Raw genomic sequence first — 17,137 nt, 5'->3', positions numbered from 1 at the left:
GTGTCGGCGAAGCTGCAGGTCGGCGGCGTGCTGATCGGCGACGTCCCCAGCTTCCGCGCCGACCAGATGCCCTACGGCGGCGTCAAGGACTCCGGCGTCGGTCGCGAAGGACCCGCGGCCGCGATGGCGGACTTCACCGAGGAGCGCGTCACCGTCCTCACCGGCCTCACCCTGTAGTTGATTGCCCCTGAAGGCCACCATGACGGCGTTTAACGCCGTCATGGTGGCCTTCAGGGACTTCCCGTCAAAGGTCGTTGATGAGGTGGGTGAGGGTGGTGTGAGCGGCGACCAGGGAAGGGCCGTACCAGGTCAGGTAGCGGCCCGAGACCAGGACGTGGCGAGCGCCGGGGAAGGCCTCCGGGCCGTCGGTCGCCGTGAACTCGTAGGGCTCGTCCGGGAGGACGAGGAGGTCCGCGTCACCGGCCGGGAAATGTGCCTGGAGTTCGGGTAGTTTTGGCCGCGGGTAACGGTCTTCGTGCTCGGCGTACACGTTCTCGACGCCGAGCCGGTGCAGGACGTCGCCGCCGAACGTCTCCCGGCCGAGCACGATCCACGGCTTGCGCCACACCGGCACGACGGCGTGGAAGCGCACCGGCGCCGTCTCCCGCCAGGCCTCTTCGGCTTCGACCAGCCACTCCGGCTCGGGCAGGTCGTAGGCTTGGGTCAGGATCCGGCGCAGGGAGCCGAGCGCGGCGGGAACGGTCGCCGGGGCGGCCATCACCCAGACCGGGATTCCGTTGGCGCGTAAGCGTTCCACGTCCTCGGGGCGATTCTCCTCCGAGTTCGCCAGCACCAGGTCCGGCGCCAGCCGGAGCACCTCGTCGACCTTGGGGTACTTCGAACCGCCGACGCGGGGGGCCTCCAAAGTGGACGGATGTGTGCAGTAGTCCGTCACGCCCGCGAGCCGTCCGGGGGCGCTGATCTCGACGGCTTCGGTGAGCGACGGCACCAGCGACACGACGCGGGCCGCCGGTCCGGTCAGCGGGACCGGCTCGCCCAGGTCGTCGAGCAGGGGTGTCATGCGCGCTCGAACGAGACCTTGCGCTTGTCGACGTCCACCGCGGTGAGGCGGACGGTGACGCGCTCGCCTTCGGGCAGCTTTTCGCCGGCGCACTTCGCCATCACCGGTGGGTCCTCGACCAGGATCTCCGCCTTGGTCTCGTCCGCGCGGAGCACGACCGCGCCGAACTCGCCGCCGACGTGCTCGGCGAGCACCCAAGCCTCGACCTGGTCGATGCACGCGCGCTCGACCTTCGCGGCGAGCGTGTCCGAGGCCGTCATCAGCTCCGGCACCGTCGTCAGTGCGGCGTGGACCCAGTCCGGGACCTCGTGACCGGCGCTCACGGCCAGGCAGATCTCTGTCGCGAAGCGGTCGACCAGCCGCCGGATCGGGGCCGTGACGTGGGCGTACGCGCCGCCGATCCCGGCGTGCGTAGTCAACTCCGGGAGCTCACCGTCGAACGAGGTGTACCCGGCACCGCGCAGCAGGCGCGTGGTGACGGCGTAGAGCGCCATCGACGTCGGCTGCCCGGGGTCGAGCGTGGCGAGGAACTCCGACACGCTCGCCCCGGCCGGCCACTCGATCCCGAGCGCGTGGGCCGAGCGGTGGAGCCAGTCGACGGCCTCGGTCTCGGGGGCGGGCAGGGTGCGCAGCACGCCGATCTTGGCCTCGATCATGATCTTGGCCGCGGCCATGCCGGTGAGCAGCGAAATCTCGGCGTTCCACGCGTCGACGTCGTTGCGCGGGCGCCGGATCAGCGCCCAGCCGCTGTCGGGATCGCCGCTGATCTCCTGCTCGGGCAGCTGGAGCTCGACCGCGCCGCGGCGGACCGCCAGCTCCCGCCGCCGCCTGCCGAGGTCGGGCAGCGCGGCCACCGACGGATGCGGATCACCCGCGTCGAGTGAGGCCTGCACGGTCTCGTAGTCGAACTGCTCGGTCGAGCGGACCAGCGCGCGGCGGACGCGGGTCGAGGTCGGCTCGCCGGTCGCGTCGACGTCGATGGTCCACAGCACCGCGGGCCGGATTTCGCCGGGCAGCAGGCTCGCCGCGCCCTCGGACAGCACCGGCGGGTGCAGCGGGACGTTGCCGTCGGGCAGGTAGAGCGTCTGCCCGCGGCGCCGGGCCTCCTTGTCCAGCGCGCCGCCGGGCGGCACGAACGCGGCCAGGTCGGCGATCGCGTAGTGGACGCGGAACCCGTCGCCCGCGCGTTCGATGAACATCGCCTGGTCGAGGTCCTTGGCGCCGGGCGGGTCGATCGTGACGAGCGGCAGATCGGTCGCGTCCTCGCGCCCACCGGCCGACTCGAGCGGGTCGACCACCGCGGCCTCCGCCTCGGCGAGGACGTCCGGGCCGAACGACTCCGGCAATACGAACTCGGCACGCAGGCGACCGAAGTCACCCCCGGCCACGTGGGTCCTGATCACGAGTGGAGGCACCACCCAACCTTATCCCGATGTGCCCCGCCGGATCGCCCGTTCGGGTGCGGGCCGGTCGGGTGTACGTTACGCACACCTGTAATGAAAACCGATACCATCTTCAGTAGCAGAAAGGCCTCGCCGTGAAGATCGCGTTCGTCGGCAAGGGCGGCAGCGGCAAGACCACGCTGGCGTCGCTGTTCACGTCCTACCTGGCCGACGCCGCCAAGCCGGTGCTGGCGATCGACGCCGACATCAACCAGCACCTCGCCGTGGCGCTGGGCGCCAGCGAGGAAGAAGCGCTGTCGTGGCCCACGTTGGGCGACAACATGGCGCTGATCAAGGAGTACCTGCGCGGGGACAACCCGCTGATCTCCAACGCGGCCGCGATGATCAAGACCACCCCGCCGGGCCGCGGTTCACGACTGGTCACCCCGTTCGAGGACAGCCCGATCTCGGCAGCCTGTTTCCGTGACTTCGGCGGCGTGCGGCTCGGGGTGACCGGGCAGTTCGACGAGGACGACCTCGGCGTCGCCTGCTACCACTCGAAGGTCGGCGCGGCGGAGCTGCTGCTCAATCACATGATCGACGACGTCGGCGAGTACGTGGTGATGGACATGACCGCGGGCGCCGACGCGTTCGCGTCCGGTCTGTTCACCCGGTTCGACGTGACGTTCCTGGTCTGTGAACCGACGCTTCGCAGCGTCGGCGTGTACCGGCAGTACGCGGACTACGCGCGCGATTTCGGGGTCCGGCTGATGGTGGTCGGCAACAAGGTCGCCGACACCGAGGACGTCGAGTTCCTGCGCGAGCAGGCGGGCGACGCGCTGCTCGGCTGGATGGCGAGCTCACGGCACGTGCGTGCCGCCGAGCGTGGCACCGCGCGGCCGATCAGCGAGCTGGAGCCGCACAACCTCGAAACGCTCGGCGCGATGCTCGCCGCCGTGGACGCGGAGCGCCGCGACTGGGGCCGCTACCAGCGCCAGGGCGTGGAGTTCCACCTGCGCAACGCGCGGGCTTGGGGCAACGGCCGCACCGGCGAAGACCTGGCCGCCCAGGTCGACCCCGAGTTCGTGCTCGGCCCGCCGCTGCTGGCCGGGCACGACGCCTGACCTGCGGCTTCACTTCAAAACGACAGCAAAGGTCCCTTGCTATCACCTCGGCGGGAGCAAGGGACCTTTGCTGTCGTTTCAGGGGATGACGGTCGCCTTGAGGTCGACGCCGACGGTGCCGGTGACGCGAGCGCGGACGAGGTCGCCGGGCTGAACGGCGGCGCCGGAGAGCGTCACGCAGCCGTCGATGTCGGGCGCCTGGTGGGCGGCCCAGCCGCGCCCGCCGGAATCGACGAGCACCTCGACCGTCGAGCCGACGCGTTCCTCGGCACGTTGGGTGCCCAGCTCGTCGGCGAGGATCGCGAGCTCGTTGACCCGCTCGCCGATCACCGACGCCTCGACCTTGTCCGGCAGGTCGACGGCTTCGGTGCCGTCCTCGTCGGAGTAGCCGAACACGCCGACCGCGTCCAGCCTGGCCTGTTCCAGGAACTGCCGGAGCTCGCCGAAATCCTGCTCGGACTCGCCGGGGAAACCGGCGATGAAGTTGGACCGCACCCCCGCGTCCGGCGCGGCGGCGCGGATCGTGCCGAGCAGGTCCAGGAACCGCTCCCGGTCGCCGAACCTGCGCATCCGGCGGAGCACCGGACCGCTGGCGTGCTGGAAGGACAGGTCGAAATAGGGTGCCACGCCCGGGGTGCCCGCGATGACCTCGATCAGGCTCGGCCGCAGCTCCGCGGGCTGCAGGTAACTCACCCTGACCCGGTCGGCGACGGCCGCCAGCCGCGGGAGCAGCTTTTCCAGCGCGCGGAGGTCACCGAGGTCCTTGCCGTAGGACGTGGAGTTCTCGCTGACCAGCACCAGCTCCCGCACCCCGTGCCCGGCGAGCCATTCCGCCTCGGCCACGATCTCGTCCGGACGGCGGGAGACGAACGCGCCGCGAAAGCTCGGGATGGCGCAGAACGTGCACCGCCGGTCGCAGCCGGAAGCCAGCTTGAGCGCTGCGATGGGGCCGCCACCGAGACGGCGTCGCAGCGGACGCGGACCGCTGGGCGGGCCCGCGAACTCGTCGGCGCCGTGCCCCGGTACATGAGCGACCACGGCCGCCGGACGCTGGACGGGGCTGATCGGCAGCAGGGTGCGCCGGTCGCGCGGCGTGTGCGCGGATCGGGTCCGGCCCTGGAGCACGTCGTCGAGCCGAGCGCCGATCTCGGGGTAGTCGTCGAACGACAACACGGCGTCGGCCTCGGGCAGCGCGTCGGCCAGTTCGTTGCCGTAGCGCTCGGCCATACAGCCCACCGCCACCACTTTCGCGCCGGAACCGGACGCGGCGAGCAGCGTGTCGATGGACTCCTTCTTGGCCGACTCGATGAAACCGCAGGTGTTCACGACGACGACGGTGGCTTCGGCGGGGTCGGACCCTGGCTCGGCGAGCTGCCAGCCGGCGTCGTCCAGCCGGGCGGCGAGTTCGTCGGAATCGACCTCGTTGCGCGCGCATCCGAGAGTCACCAAGGACACGGTGTGGTCGGCAACCATCCCGTGGGAGCCCGGACCGCTAGTACTCGACGATCGTGTAGCGCTCGACGGGTTGGTCGCCCCCGGCCGCGGTCACGGCGGCCACGCAGCCGACGGGGCAGTCCCCGATGCTGCCGACGGCCACCAGCACGGGCGCGTCGACCACCGGCGCCTGAGAGTTGGCGGCGAAATAAGCGGTGACGACGAACCCGCTGGCGAGCAGGACACGCGCCACCTTGCGCACCCGGGAACTCGCGTTGCCGCCGTCCATGTCGTACACGCCGACACAGGTCCCCCACTGCTCGCCGGCCTGCGTCGGCGGCGTCTGCGGGGCGGTTCGCGAGCGGAGACGGCGTTCTTCGGCCAACTGCTTGATCGTGGTCACGGTTCCCCCTGGATGTGAGCCCAGTCACTTGCCGGTCGTGACCAGAGTGACACGTTCGGCGAGCATCATCAAGACTCAACCACTTCGTCGGGCTCTGACCGGCGAAAAGAGAGCAAGGGACCTTTGCTGCCGCCGGGGCGATAGCGAAGGTCCCTTGCTCCTGTTTTCAGTCGTCGCTCCAGTTCGCGTCGCCGTCGGCCTGCTTGTTGCGCTCACGGACGATGTCCAGTGCGCGGCGCGCGGTCGCCTCGTCGGGGTACGGGCCGAGCAGATCGATGCCGCGGGACTTCTCGAGGTGCTCGACCTGCTTGGTGCGGGTGTTGAAATACCAGCCCTGGTCGGGGTTCGGGTCGCTTGCCATGAAATCAGCGTGACACCCCTCGGACGTTCTGTCACGGTGAGCGGCGTGGGGACACCGGAATTCGACATCGACGGCATGTTCGACGCCGACTATCTGCACTTCATGGCCAAGCGGCTGGGCGCCGTCCGCAGCAACAACGAGGTGGATCTGATCCAGCGTCTCGTCGCGCCGGAGCCGGGCGCGGCGATCCTCGACCTCTGCTGCGGGCACGGCCGCCTCACGAACCGGCTCGCCGCCCGTGGCCACCGGGTGACCGGGCTCGACGTCACGGCGCTCTTCCTGGATCGGGCCCGCGCGGACGCCGCCGCACTCGGTGTCGCGCCCGAATACGTCCTCGGAGACATGAAGGACCTGCCGTGGACCGGCCGGTTCGACCTGGTCGTCAACTGGTTCACCGCGTTCGGCTACTTCGACGACGACGGCAACAAGCGGGTGCTCGCCGAGGTCGCCAGGGCACTGCGGCCGGGCGGGCGGTTCGTGCTCGACCTCAACAACTACACCGCCGTGCTCAACACCTACCAGCACACCACCGCCACGGAACGGGACGGTGACCTGCTCATCGACCGCGGGCGGCTGGATCCGCTCACCGGCCGCCAGATCGTCGAGCGGACGCTCATCCGCGGCGACACCGTGCGCCGGGCACGGTGGTTCGTGCGGATGTTCACCTTCCCCGAGCTGCGCGACTGGCTGCTCGACGCGGGCTTCGGCAAGGTCGACGGGTATGGCGAAGACTGCGAACCGCTCGCCTTCGCCCACCGCCGGATGATCGTGGTCGCCCAGCGCTGATCACTGCCGGTAGCGGTACGGAATCTCCGTCGGGTCTCCGGTGGGGCCGAACTCACCGCCGCCGTCGACGGCGGGGTCGAGCTTCGAGGACTCGGGCGGCCGCTCGCCCTCGAGCTCGTCGAACCAGCCCCGATCCACCGGCGGCAGCCGAGTCCCGCGCGGCGGGGTGTCGCTGTGCGGATCGACTGGCGGCGGCGCACTGCTCCACCCCGGGGCCGCGGCCCGTGAAGGCGGCGCGTATCCCGGCGGCGGTGTCCCGTTCCCGACGGGCGGGGACTGCCGCTGGTCACCGGGCTGGTCAAGAGCGCGCGAGAGCGCGCCTCGCGACGGCTGTGGCAGAGCGGGCCCGTTCAGCGCGTGGGAAATCGGTGCAGCAGGCTCTTCGGGCGCCGAGGCGTGCCTCGGCTCCTCAACCGGAGCCTGCCGGGTGAACCCGACCGGGGTGATCGCTTCCGGAGCCGGTGCGGACTCGGTGTCAGGCACGGCTTCCTCGGCACGCGCCGCGAAGGTCGACGGCGGAACACCGGCCGGAGCCTGCTGAGCAAACCCGACCGGGGTAACCACCTCGGGAGCCGATGAGGACTCAATGTCACGCACCGTCTCCCCGACCTGCGCCGCGAAAGTGGACGGCGGAACAACGGCCTGAGCCTGCGGGGCGAACCCCACCGGGGTAACCACATCCGGGGCCGACGAGGTGTCCGGAGCAACAGGGACAGACGGCGGAACGGCCGGAACGACCCCGGACGCGGGGGTGCTCGGCGAGACGAGCCCTGGCGGGGAAACGGCTCCGGGATCGACAGGCACACCGGGACCGTGCCCGGTGGGCAGCACGGTGCCGGGCGGCGGACCGGCTTCGGGAAAGACGGGCGCGCGATGGGCGGCGGGGGGCGGGGTGACCGTGTGCCACACCGGGGCCGGGCCGATGTTCATCGGCGCGGGGGCCCGGGAGGGCGGGCGGGGCGCGGCCGGGGGCGGCCCGGCGGCGCCCGGCGGGGCTCCGGCGGGCGGGGGTGGCGGGGCCTGGCGCTGGGCGGGCTTGGGGATCGGGTCGAGGCAGGCCACCAGCACCGTGGTGTTGGCCGGGTCGCCGACCTTGCGGCCGCTGCGCTCCCGGTAGACCATCTCGCCGTCAGTGTCCATCTCGACCAGATACCCGGCCTCCGCGAGCTGCTCCTCGTCGAGGTCGATGAGCTTCTCGTAGCGCGAGGGCACGACGCGGTAGATGGGCCAGGCCAGCCGTCCGTGCTCGGTGTGGAACTGCCCGAGCAGCGCCGCCATCTGCTGCTGCCAGGGCAGTGACATGCCCTCGGCCAGCGATCGCGGCAGCACGACGTACCCCGCGTCGACCCCGGGCCAGCCCCGGTTGAGCTGGTCGGCCAGCGGGGTGCTGGACGCAGGCCGTGCCGAATTCCGTGGGAGCTGCGGGGCCCCGAAGAGGTCCCTGGGATCGCCAGCGGGCTCACCGGGGCCCGCCTTGCCCCGCTTTCCGAATTTCCGTGCCACGTCCTCATCCTCTGCCAGTGCGCGGCCACCTCTGGGTGAACAGGCCGCGACTTCGGGTGAATCGGTTCCGCCGGTCGCGAAACATCATCACGGTGTCCGTGTCAAGAGCGGGTTCGACGCCCTGACCCCATGCTAAACGCCGGGGCGGACAGCCTGTGCCATGAGCTCGTTCTCGTCGAACGAGAACGGCCGGGTGTGCACCGGGACGCCGGTCTGCTGCGCCTCGACGATCTTGCCGTCGCCCAGGTACATCGCCACGTGGTGGATCGTCGCCGGATTCGAGGTGTCGGTGGCGAGGAACACCAGGTCACCGGGCTGCGCGTCGCGCACCGGCAGCATCGCGCCCGCCTTGTACTGGTCACGCGACACACGCGGCAGGATGACGCCCGCGGACTCGTAGGCCCGCAGCATCAGCCCGGAGCAGTCGTAGGAGTTCGGGCCGGTCGCGCCCCAGACGTAGGGCTTGCCCTGCTCGCCCAGCGCGAACTGGATGGCCGTCGCCGCGGCCTGGCTCGGCGGCACCAGGGCGCCGATGCCCTTCCCGCAGCCGATGACGTCGACGATCTGGCCCAGGTTCTGCACCAGCGTGGCGGCCATCGGCTCCCACTTGTGGTACCGATCAGGGAACCCGGACCGCTCGACGGCCTGCGCCGCGGCGCCGGGCCGCATGCCCTCCCAGCCAGGGACGGCCAGCAGCACGTCGAAGAACTTGTTGATCGCGTACGGCGGGTCGGTGACCTGCGCGGCCGTGCCCCAGTTCATCGACGGGCGCATCTGGAAGATGCCGAGCGAGTCGCGGTCGCCGTAGTTCAGGTTGTGCAGCCCCGACTCGGTCATCCCGGCCTGGATCGCCACCTGCCAGGCACGCGGGGCGAGGGTGCGCTGCTTGCCGAGCGAGATGACCAGCGAGACGATGCCGCGCTGCTCCTCGTCGAGCTTGCCAGCGTCGACGGCGCCCTGATCGCCCTGGCCGGGCTGGGTGGGGCCGATCGCCGCGTCGCAGGAGGTCTTCGAGATGCCGTTGGCCTGCGCCTCCTGCTGATCGGTCACCACCTTGGTGACGGTGCCGGTGGTGACCACGGCGGTGAACACCACCATGACCAGCACCCCGACGAGGATCCCGACGCGCACGGCCGGTCAGCTCGCCTGGTCGTAGTCGGCGACCCGCCAGCCTTCGTTGGTGCTGACCACCGTGATGCTCACCTTCGGCCCGTCGGTGGGGATGACCAGCTGCATCGACGCGGTGTAGGAGGTGCCGATCGACGGCTCACCCGTCACCTTCGTGGCCGGCACGTTCGCGGGGTCCACAGTGGACAGAACCGCGGTGAGGTACTCCTCGGTGGTGTACGGGCGCATTCCTTCGAGCCACTGCGCGTTCGTCACCCCGGCCGGGTGGTTCACCCAGGCCGCCGCCCACTGCTTCGCCACCCGGATCGCGTCCTGGTTCGGCACCGCCGACATCGGCGTCGGGGTGGTGGACAGCCTGGTCGGCAAGCTCGACGTCGGCGGCGTCGCCGGGGCCGTCGCGGTGCCGAGCCCCGGCCGGGGCGCGAACGAGGTCGAGGTCGTCGGGCGCGGGGCGCTCAGCCCGGTGGGCGGCCTGCCGACCGCCTTCGGCAGCACGATCCCCACGGTGGTGACCAGCACGGCGAGCACGACGAGGGTGCCGATCAGGTGCCGGGGCGAGCGCAGCGGCCAGCCCCACAGGCGCCGGTAGACCGCGGTCCGGCCGCGGTTGGTGCGGATCGGCATCCGTCACCGTCCCATCGCGTGATCGGTGTCGCGCAGGTCTTCCCGCACCTCGAGCCCGCGGGAAGGCCGGTACAGCACGAAAACGGGCTTGCCCGCGACGACCTCGGAGTCGGCGCGGCGGGGCTGCGGCCTGGCCGCGGCGCGACCGGGGTGCGACGGCACGGCGGATTCCGGGACGGAGTAGCGGACGTCGCCGTTGTAGCCCCCGGTCGAGGTCATCCTCGACGGCACGACCACCGGCTCCGGCTCGTCGCTCCACCGCCGGTCGGCGACCGGCGAGGTGTCCACCCGGCGGCTCGCGGGCATCGCCACCCGGCTGGCCGGCGACGCGTACATGTAGTCGCCGGGGTTTCCGGCGCCCGGCCCGTACTGGCCGAACACCGGCGCGCCGGGGCTGCCCGCGGGCAGCGCGGGCTGACGGCCACCCTGGCCGACGGCGCCGGGCCACGGCGCGCCGGACCAGGCCGCGGCGGGCCGCGACGCGCCGGACGAGTTGTCCAGCCGCTGCGCGTTGGCGAAGATCGTCGCCTCGGGGCGATACCGGCCGCCACCGACGGTGGCACCCATCGGCCCGCGCGTCTCGCCGTCGACGACGTCGTCGGTCTCGCGCACGTTCTGCCAGAAGCTGTCCTGCGGGGTCGGGCCCGCCTGGTTCTTGCGGAACTTGGAGAACAGCCCGCCGCTGGGCGAAGGCACCGCGGCCCCGACCATGCTGACCGACATCTCGACCATCTGCCACAACCGCCGCACCGGGCGCCCGACCATGAACAGCAGCACGGTCACCATGCCCGCGACGACCATCTGCGTCAGCATCGACAAACTGTTGCCCGCGCTGAAAATCGCCTGCAGCAGCAGCGCGTGCACCCCGGCCAGCACCGAAAGCACGACCATGTTGAACGCGATCGCGCCCGCGGCCTTGAGCACCCGGCGCAGGATGTCCGGGTGCAGCAGCGCGACCAGGCCGATCAGCGGCGCGGTGAGCGTCAGCAGGCGGATCAGCACCTGCGCCAGCAGCACGGAAGCCTTGGCCAGCAACTGGAACAGCGAGTACACGATGCTCTGGCCGAGTGCGAGGAACCCGGAGCCGACGCGGCTGCCGTCCTCACCGGTGAAGTACCCGGTCGCCGGGCCGAGCTTGGTGGAGATGTCCTTGAAGGCGGCCTTCTTGGCGTCCACCACCTGCGTCTTGCCGTCGTCGCCGTTGCGCAGTTGCGCCCAGCTGAACGCCTGCGCGTCCAGCAGCGGCCTGCCGTACTGGTCGGCCTGTGGCGCGGTCGGGGAACCGAACTCGCCGCGCAGCCAGTTCTTGTAGACGATCTCGTTGTGCAGGTTGGTCGGCAGGATGTGCCGCGCCACCTGGTCCGAGCTCTCGTCGACGAACCCCGCTTGGATGTTCGTCGTGGTCTGGGTGATGGCGTTGTCGATCGGATCGAAATATCTCAGCAACGCCAGTGAGGAGGCCGCGAGCCACACCGCGGCCAGCGCGTACAGCGCCCGTTTGCTGACCGCGGCGAGGTCGCCGCGCCAGATGTTGCGGAACATCATGATCGACAGGATCAGCGCGGCCAGCCCGAACAGCTGGGCGTAGATGTTGTTGTAGATCTTGTCCGCGCCGGCCTTCACCGCGCCGTAGAGCGGTTTGAGGATGCCGAGTTCCATCACCGTGTAGTGCAGCGAGTTCGTCGCGCCGACGATGTTCTTGGCGATGTTGAACAGTTCGTTCCCGGCCCAGGTGTCGATCGTCGAGCTCGGGGAGTTCAGCCCGGCGAGCGGGCCGCAGTTGGTCTGGAAGGTGTCCCACACCAGACCCGCGTAGCTGTAGTCGATGTACGCGCTGCCCGCCGCGCCGCGCCCGTCGGCCGGGTCGAGCGCGCCGACCATGCCGGAGCCGGGACGTTCCGGGTTGGGTGCCTCGCCACAGGCGGCGGCCGAGGCCGCGGGCGCCGTCGCGACGGCCTGCAACGCGAGGATCAGCGACACCATGATCATCGTGGTGCGCCTGCTCGGCTGGTGCTTCCCCGGCTTCGGGCCTTCCTTCAGTCTACGTCGTAGAGCATGCCAACAACCGGCGATCGAGAGTACGAACGCCAAGGTCATCAGTGTGTTCACGCGGCATCCCTGCCGGTGCCGCTCTTCCCGGCCCGCGCGTGCTGGCCACCGTGACCGTTCTGGCCGTTCTGGGCGTTCTGGGTGATGCCGCCCTGGACCTCGCCGGTCTCGGCGGCGAGGGGGTCGGGGGCGCCGAGCAGCTGCTCCTCGGTGAGCCCGACCTCGAGCTCGGCCGCCAGTTCGAAGTCCTGTTCGAGCTCGATGTCGTCCTCCGGGGGCACCGCGACGTACTGCTTCGGCTCGTCCTTCGGGGCCACCAGTGCGTTACCCGGCTTGACCCGCTTGGCGTCGGGGGAACCCGGGGTGGTGTCCATGACCTTGCGCAGCTGCTCGAGGTGCGGCCCGGAGAAGTCGACCCGGATCCGCTCCACGCCACCAGCACCGTCACCGAAGACGAACTGCCGCGGCTCGGTGTCGCGTTCCAGCCCGCCCCGCGCGGCGCCCGGACGACGGCCCAGCGCCGCGATGACCTGCTCGTAGCCGACGCCGACCGGCACCTTCAGCAGGCGCAGCGCGTCGGCCTGGGCGTCGTCGTCGTCGAGACGGCCGACGAACACCGAGTCGAGCAGGGTCACGAAACCCTGGATCTTGAGGAAGTCCGCCGGGATCTGCGAGGACAGCAGCACCCGGACGTTCCACTTCCGCGAGTCACGCGCGAACCGGTTCATCAGCACGCGCCCGGTCGGCACCTCGGACAGGAAGAACGCCTCGTCGATCCAGACGCCCTTGCGCTGCTCCTTCGGCTTCTCGTAGACCGACCGCTGGGTCAGCCACGCCGCGAGGTTCAGCATCTCGACGCCGAGGGACTCCGCGTCCGTCCAGTACTCCCGTGGCACGCCGTCCTTGGGCAGGGTCAGGCCCGCCATGGTCAGCACGGTCATCCGGTCGTCACGGGTCTCGGCGTACGGGTCGTCGTCGTCCTCCGGGATCAGCAGCGCCATCCGCTCGCGCATCTCGTCGAGGAAGTCCGCGACGATGACGGCGTGCTCGTGGTGCTCGCTGGAGTCCCGGCGCAGCGCGTCGATGACCTGGCCGGGGTCGGCGTCGAACCGCCCGCCCACGGCCCGCACGGCCCGCAGCAGCACGATCCGGGTCTGCGCCATCCGCGAAACCTCGTACGGCAGGACACCGGTGAGGACGTCCAGCACCAGACGACGTCGCGTCGCGCCCGCGAGGGCCTTCTCCCGGCGCCACGAGCGCTCGGGGTCGTCCTCGTCCATGAAATGTTCGAGCAGCGGGTCGGCGACCACCCGATAGGGGTTGAGGATGCCGGGCTGGGCGTTGAGGAGGTTGATCGGCCGGGCGTACGGGCGCAGCTCCGGCAGGTCGCACAGGCGCGACAGCGGGCCTGACGGGTCGAGGATCGTCCAGTGCGCCCCGGCCCGCAGCGTCTTGTAGACAATGCCGCCACCGAGGAACGACTTGCCGCCACCGAGCCCGGCGACCATGGCCGTCAGCCCGGAGCCGTCGCGGATCTCCTGCGCCATCCAGGGGTCCCACGCCACCGGGCGCCGGGTCGCGGTGACCGTCTCGCCGAGCAGGATGCCGCGGCGGTCGCCCACCTCGGCCGTCGCCGTCGGCACCGCGGACGACGCCCACACGACCGACCCGCGACGCATGTAAGCGGCCGAAGCGAGCGGCTCGCCGGGGATGAACTCCCTGGCCATCGCGTACTGGGCTTCGGGGTGCTCGATCGCGATCTTCGGCTTGTAGAGGTCCAGCAGCTGCTGGGCCAGCCTCAGCGCATCGCGCTCTGTCGGACCCGAGACCGCCAGCCGCCACCACGAGCGCACGCGGGTGGCCAGCGCGGTGAAGCCCGACGTCATCTCGTCGTCGATCTCCAGCACGCGCCCGGCCTGGCGCGCAAGCGATTGCGGCGGCTCCAGCTCGTGCTCGTCGGTGTAGTGCTTGACCTGCGAGCGCACCTTGTTCATCTGCCGGGCCAGCTCGCCCGCGACCTCTTCGGGACGCCGGACGTAGATCCGGGCGGAGACCTCGACCGCGGCGGGCAGCCGGTCCGCGTGCTGGATCCACGGGTCGTCGACCTCGGGGATCTGCAGGCCGTGCATCTGCCCGACGGTGAGCACCGCGAGGTGCCGGGAAACGCCCGCGTTGGACCCTGTGCGGCCCCGGACGGTCACTGTGGGGGCATAAGGCTCGGCGTGGAAATCGGCCGCGTCGGTGAAGCTGGCGAGGTCTTCGGGCTCCCAGTCGGCGCCCGGGACGGCGGGCATGTTGCGCGGCGCGGGCAGGCCCAGCGAGCACGAGCGGTGCATCAGCCAGGACATTTCCTCGGCGTGCACCGGACGGCCTTCGAGCCCGGCCGAGCCCATCACCTGGTCGAGGTGCTCGACCTCGGAGTCCAGCGCGGCGAGTTCGGCGTCGACGGCCTCGGGCAGGATCTTGCGCAGCACCGGGGCGGCACGCTCGACCGCGCGGTCGACCATCCGGCGGGTCTGGACCTGGATGCCCAGGTAGACCTCTTTTTCGGCCATCGAACGGCCCATCAGCTGCTGCTGCTCGCCGATCAGGTAGTCGTCGAAGGACAGCGCGCCGGGGATGTCGTTGGGGCGGCCGACGGCGTTGTGGACGTGCGCCTCGGCCCACATCCGGATCGGGTACGGGCGGTTCGTCACCCGCAGGTGCAGCCAGCGGCCCTGGAACTCGGCGTACTGACCGGCGATCGCGGCGATGAGGTCACGGCGCTGCGAGTCCGAGCGGAAGGACCACCGCTGCGGGGCCAGCCGGTACCAGGCGTAGACCTCGTAGCCGGTACGCAGCAGGTGCCCGTCGATGCTGCGCGCGGCTATGGACGGGGTGTAGGTGGGGATGGCCTGCTCGCCGGGCAGCCGCCTGCCTTTGGCGCCGGCGTTCTGCCTTGCCTGCGCCGAGCGGACCTGAGAGGCCGGTTGCCAAGCACCGGCGCCCTGGTCCCGATCCCGTTTCCCTCGGCTTCCGCCGCGACCCAACAACGACTACCTCCCGCCCTGGGCCGCGCTGCGGCTCCGGCGCGCTCGTGGTGGTGTTCCCTGTGCTCCGGTTCCGGCTCCCGCGCCGTAGCCGTGGTGCTGGTACTGCTGCGGCGGCGACTGGCGCCGCCGGCGGTTCTTGGGCAACGGGCGGGCGGCCCGTACCCGGACCCGGCCGGCGCTGGCCGCGCCGCCCAGCGCCGTGGTGTTCTCCCGCGGCGTGCCGAGCTCGCGCCCGGCCATGGCCACGACGGTGCCCAGCGGACGCTCGTGGCTGATCTTGGCGGTGATCAGGCGCGTGACCACGATTGTGGCGATGAACGCCCACGCCGTCGAGAAGAACCCGAAGCTCCAGCCCGCCCACCGTTCGATGGTGAGCGAGACCAGGAAGATCGGGATGCCGATCAGCCACGCGACGTAGCGGGCTCTCCAGGGGAAAGTCGCCTTCGGCGGGCCGAGCCAAACGGCGTCGACCCGGTAGACCTCGTCATCAGTCCTGATACGCAACGCGGGGCCCGCCTCAGCCTGTGAAGAGGCCGGCGATCCACTGGCCCACGTTGACTCCGGCGCCGCTGACCGCGAGCCCGATGATCGCCAGCGCGATCACGACCCCGGCGAGACGGCGCATGACGCCCGCGTTGTCGCCCTTGCCGCCGCCGAGCCAGAGCAGCAGCAGCGCGACGGCGAGCAGGACGAGCGGGATGACGTTGTCGATCAGCCAGGTTCGGACGTTGCTGGTGCCGAGCTGGCCGCCCTGGGCCAGCTGGGCCTGGTGCTGCGCCAGCTCGGTGAGGGTCATCGTGATCATCGCATTACTCCCGGTGCGCGGAGGGGTCGCGCGGTTCCTGGCGTCGTCGGTACGTCGCACACCATCATGGCGTCACGAAGTGTAGTGGTCAAAGCGCGCTCTGTAGATATATCCTTGTCGACACGGTGCACGGCTTTGTCCATCTATTGAAAATCCTCGCCCTTCATCATCGTTGCAAGGGTCCTCAGAATTAACCCCAGCGGCCCGTATTTCGTAGTGTGCCGATGGACTCACCCACTTACGAGGTCGTCGTTCACTCTGGGTGCCGGGATGGGCGGCCTGATCCGGCCGCGAACAGTGTGGCATGACCCGTTCGGCGGCAGCGCGGGAGTCCTTCGGTGCGAACCGTTGCCTGAGTCATACCGATGTCGATCATGAGAATATTTCACACCGACTACAGTGCGCCGAAAACTGGACGGCATTTTCACTACATAGCGTGAATCACGGCAAATGGTGACGCTCTGTAGTCATCTGGTGGCAAACACGCCCGGCGGAAAAGCCCCGGCACCAACCACCCGTTCGGTGAGCCCGCGGCCGAGCTCGAACAGCCGCGCCGCGCCTTCGGGCCCCAAATGCTTCCAAGGTGCCGTCGACGACGTATCCGTCTCCTCCTCGACGCGCCTCCGGAGCAACCGCCCCTTCTCGGTGAGCCCGTCGCCGTCATCCATGACGCCCGAGGCCCGTAGCTCGTCGACGACGCCGTCCCACTGCTCGTCGCTCCACCCCCGGGTGAGCTTGGCGGCCGCGGCCAGGAAGCCCTTCCCGGTCGCGGTGTGCGTCACCAGCGCGGCGAGCCCGTCCAGCCCGTTGAGCACCAAGGCGGCGATGTGCCCATCCCCTCGGTGCTCCCGCAGCAGCGTGATGGCATGCCACAACACCAGGTGCGGCTCCTCGGGCCAGGGAAGGTCGGCGTGCGCGGCGTAGAGCGCCCGCCCGTAGACCTGACAACCGGCACTGGCCTCACGAGCAAGCTCAGCGGCCTCGGCAACCTCGGCGGACGCGACGACCTCATCGCCGAGCAACCGCCGAAGCACCTGGTCGGCGGCCTGATACCGAGCGGCGACAACGCTCTCCGGGCTGGCCAGCGTCCAAGCCCGCGGAAGATGCCGCGCGACCAACTCGGGATTGAAGTTGTAGAAAGTCGCGGCCACGGCCCCCGGCCCCACCGCCCCGAAAGCAGCGGACCGCCCGGCGAAGTAGCACATCCGCCCCGGCCGCAGCCCGACCCCGACCAGCGCCTTCTCGGTCTCAGGCGCGAAGTAGATCAAGGAGTGAAGGGGCTCCAAGCCGCCCAAGAACCGCGAACCCAACCTGACCACACCGTCAGCAGCACCCATACCCCAAACCCTACCCGACAGTAACCACCCCCGCCGCCCCCAAGCGACCCCCAAACCATCGAGCGCGGGATCAAAGGTCCTTTGCTCCCGTTTCCGGGACCCCACGCCCCCCGACCCCCCACCACGGCACCACCCCCCCACCCAAGTG

General features: G+C 70.5%; 16 protein-coding genes. 3 read left to right on the top strand and 13 right to left on the bottom strand.

Annotation, left to right across the window (positions count from 1 at the left end; translation table 11 throughout):
* Nucleotides 1-177 (top strand): aldehyde dehydrogenase family protein (locus QMK34_RS42595; protein ID WP_326420521.1); only part of this gene is annotated, 177 nt, incomplete at its 5' end.
* A 67-nt stretch (nt 178-244) separates the two neighbouring features.
* Here QMK34_RS42595 and QMK34_RS42590 read toward each other — a convergent pair.
* Nucleotides 245-1,021 carry a helical backbone metal receptor gene (locus QMK34_RS42590; protein ID WP_326420519.1) on the bottom strand — a complete coding sequence of 259 codons (777 nt, stop codon included), beginning with the start codon at nt 1,019-1,021 and terminating at the stop codon, nt 245-247.
* Nucleotides 1,018-2,424, bottom strand: a complete 1,407-nt coding sequence (locus tag QMK34_RS42585; RefSeq protein WP_326420520.1) for an RNB domain-containing ribonuclease — start codon at nt 2,422-2,424, stop codon at nt 1,018-1,020. The genes QMK34_RS42590 and QMK34_RS42585 overlap by 4 nt, the downstream gene beginning before the upstream one ends.
* A 134-nt stretch (nt 2,425-2,558) precedes the next feature.
* Between QMK34_RS42585 and QMK34_RS42580 the strand changes: the two genes are divergently transcribed.
* The gene (locus QMK34_RS42580; RefSeq protein WP_326420518.1) at nt 2,559-3,527 is read left to right on the top strand and encodes an ATP-binding protein; all 969 of its coding nucleotides are present in this window, start codon (nt 2,559-2,561) and stop codon (nt 3,525-3,527) included.
* Between the two features lie 78 nt (nt 3,528-3,605).
* Here the strand turns inward: QMK34_RS42580 and rimO are convergent, their stop codons facing one another.
* The 3 genes from rimO to QMK34_RS42565 form a co-directional block, all read right to left on the bottom strand.
* Nucleotides 3,606-5,000 carry a 30S ribosomal protein S12 methylthiotransferase RimO gene (rimO, locus tag QMK34_RS42575; protein ID WP_326420517.1) on the bottom strand — a complete coding sequence of 465 codons (1,395 nt, stop codon included), beginning with the start codon at nt 4,998-5,000 and terminating at the stop codon, nt 3,606-3,608.
* A 19-nt stretch (nt 5,001-5,019) separates the two neighbouring features.
* Entirely contained in the window at nt 5,020-5,364 is a 345-nt protein-coding gene (locus QMK34_RS42570; protein WP_326420516.1) for a hypothetical protein, read from the bottom strand.
* Nucleotides 5,365-5,530: 166 nt separating this feature from the next.
* Nucleotides 5,531-5,725 (bottom strand): hypothetical protein, encoded by a 195-nt coding sequence (locus tag QMK34_RS42565; RefSeq protein WP_326420515.1) that lies wholly within the window; start codon nt 5,723-5,725, stop codon nt 5,531-5,533.
* Nucleotides 5,726-5,770: 45 nt separating this feature from the next.
* On the opposite strand from QMK34_RS42565, the gene QMK34_RS42560 reads away from it, so the two are divergent.
* Complete coding sequence (locus QMK34_RS42560; protein WP_326420514.1) at nt 5,771-6,511, top strand: class I SAM-dependent methyltransferase; 741 nt, start codon at nt 5,771-5,773, stop codon at nt 6,509-6,511.
* Here the strand turns inward: QMK34_RS42560 and QMK34_RS48155 are convergent, their stop codons facing one another.
* The 8 genes from QMK34_RS48155 to QMK34_RS42520 form a co-directional block, all read right to left on the bottom strand.
* The gene (locus QMK34_RS48155; RefSeq protein WP_442785339.1) at nt 6,512-8,014 is read right to left on the bottom strand and encodes a hypothetical protein; all 1,503 of its coding nucleotides are present in this window, start codon (nt 8,012-8,014) and stop codon (nt 6,512-6,514) included.
* 132 nt (nt 8,015-8,146) lie between these two features.
* Nucleotides 8,147-9,145, bottom strand: coding sequence for a C40 family peptidase (locus QMK34_RS42550; RefSeq protein WP_326420513.1), 999 nt, complete (start codon nt 9,143-9,145; stop codon nt 8,147-8,149).
* A gap of 6 nt (nt 9,146-9,151) precedes the next feature.
* On the bottom strand, nt 9,152-9,766 hold the full coding sequence (locus QMK34_RS42545; protein ID WP_326420512.1) for a hypothetical protein: 615 nt from the start codon (nt 9,764-9,766) through the stop codon (nt 9,152-9,154).
* A gap of 3 nt (nt 9,767-9,769) precedes the next feature.
* Entirely contained in the window at nt 9,770-11,875 is a 2,106-nt protein-coding gene (locus tag QMK34_RS42540) for a magnesium transporter (protein WP_326420511.1), read from the bottom strand.
* Nucleotides 11,872-14,847: an ATP-binding protein gene (locus QMK34_RS42535; protein WP_326420510.1), complete on the bottom strand. Its 2,976-nt coding sequence runs from the start codon at nt 14,845-14,847 to the stop codon at nt 11,872-11,874. Before QMK34_RS42535 ends, QMK34_RS42540 begins: the two co-directional genes overlap by 4 nt.
* 3 nt (nt 14,848-14,850) lie before the next feature.
* Nucleotides 14,851-15,351 carry a hypothetical protein gene (locus QMK34_RS42530; protein ID WP_326420509.1) on the bottom strand — a complete coding sequence of 167 codons (501 nt, stop codon included), beginning with the start codon at nt 15,349-15,351 and terminating at the stop codon, nt 14,851-14,853.
* Between the two features lie 13 nt (nt 15,352-15,364).
* The gene (locus QMK34_RS42525; protein WP_326420508.1) at nt 15,365-15,652 is read right to left on the bottom strand and encodes a hypothetical protein; all 288 of its coding nucleotides are present in this window, start codon (nt 15,650-15,652) and stop codon (nt 15,365-15,367) included.
* 467 nt (nt 15,653-16,119) lie between these two features.
* Nucleotides 16,120-16,989: an SCO6745 family protein gene (locus tag QMK34_RS42520; protein WP_326420507.1), complete on the bottom strand. Its 870-nt coding sequence runs from the start codon at nt 16,987-16,989 to the stop codon at nt 16,120-16,122.
* Nucleotides 16,990-17,137 lie beyond the last annotated feature (148 nt).

This window comes from Amycolatopsis sp. H20-H5 (assembly GCF_035828755.1).
In the GTDB taxonomy this organism is placed as follows: domain Bacteria; phylum Actinomycetota; class Actinomycetes; order Mycobacteriales; family Pseudonocardiaceae; genus Amycolatopsis.
The sequence above is the reverse complement of the archived record's forward strand: the minus strand, read 5'-3'. Positions and strand labels throughout refer to the sequence as shown.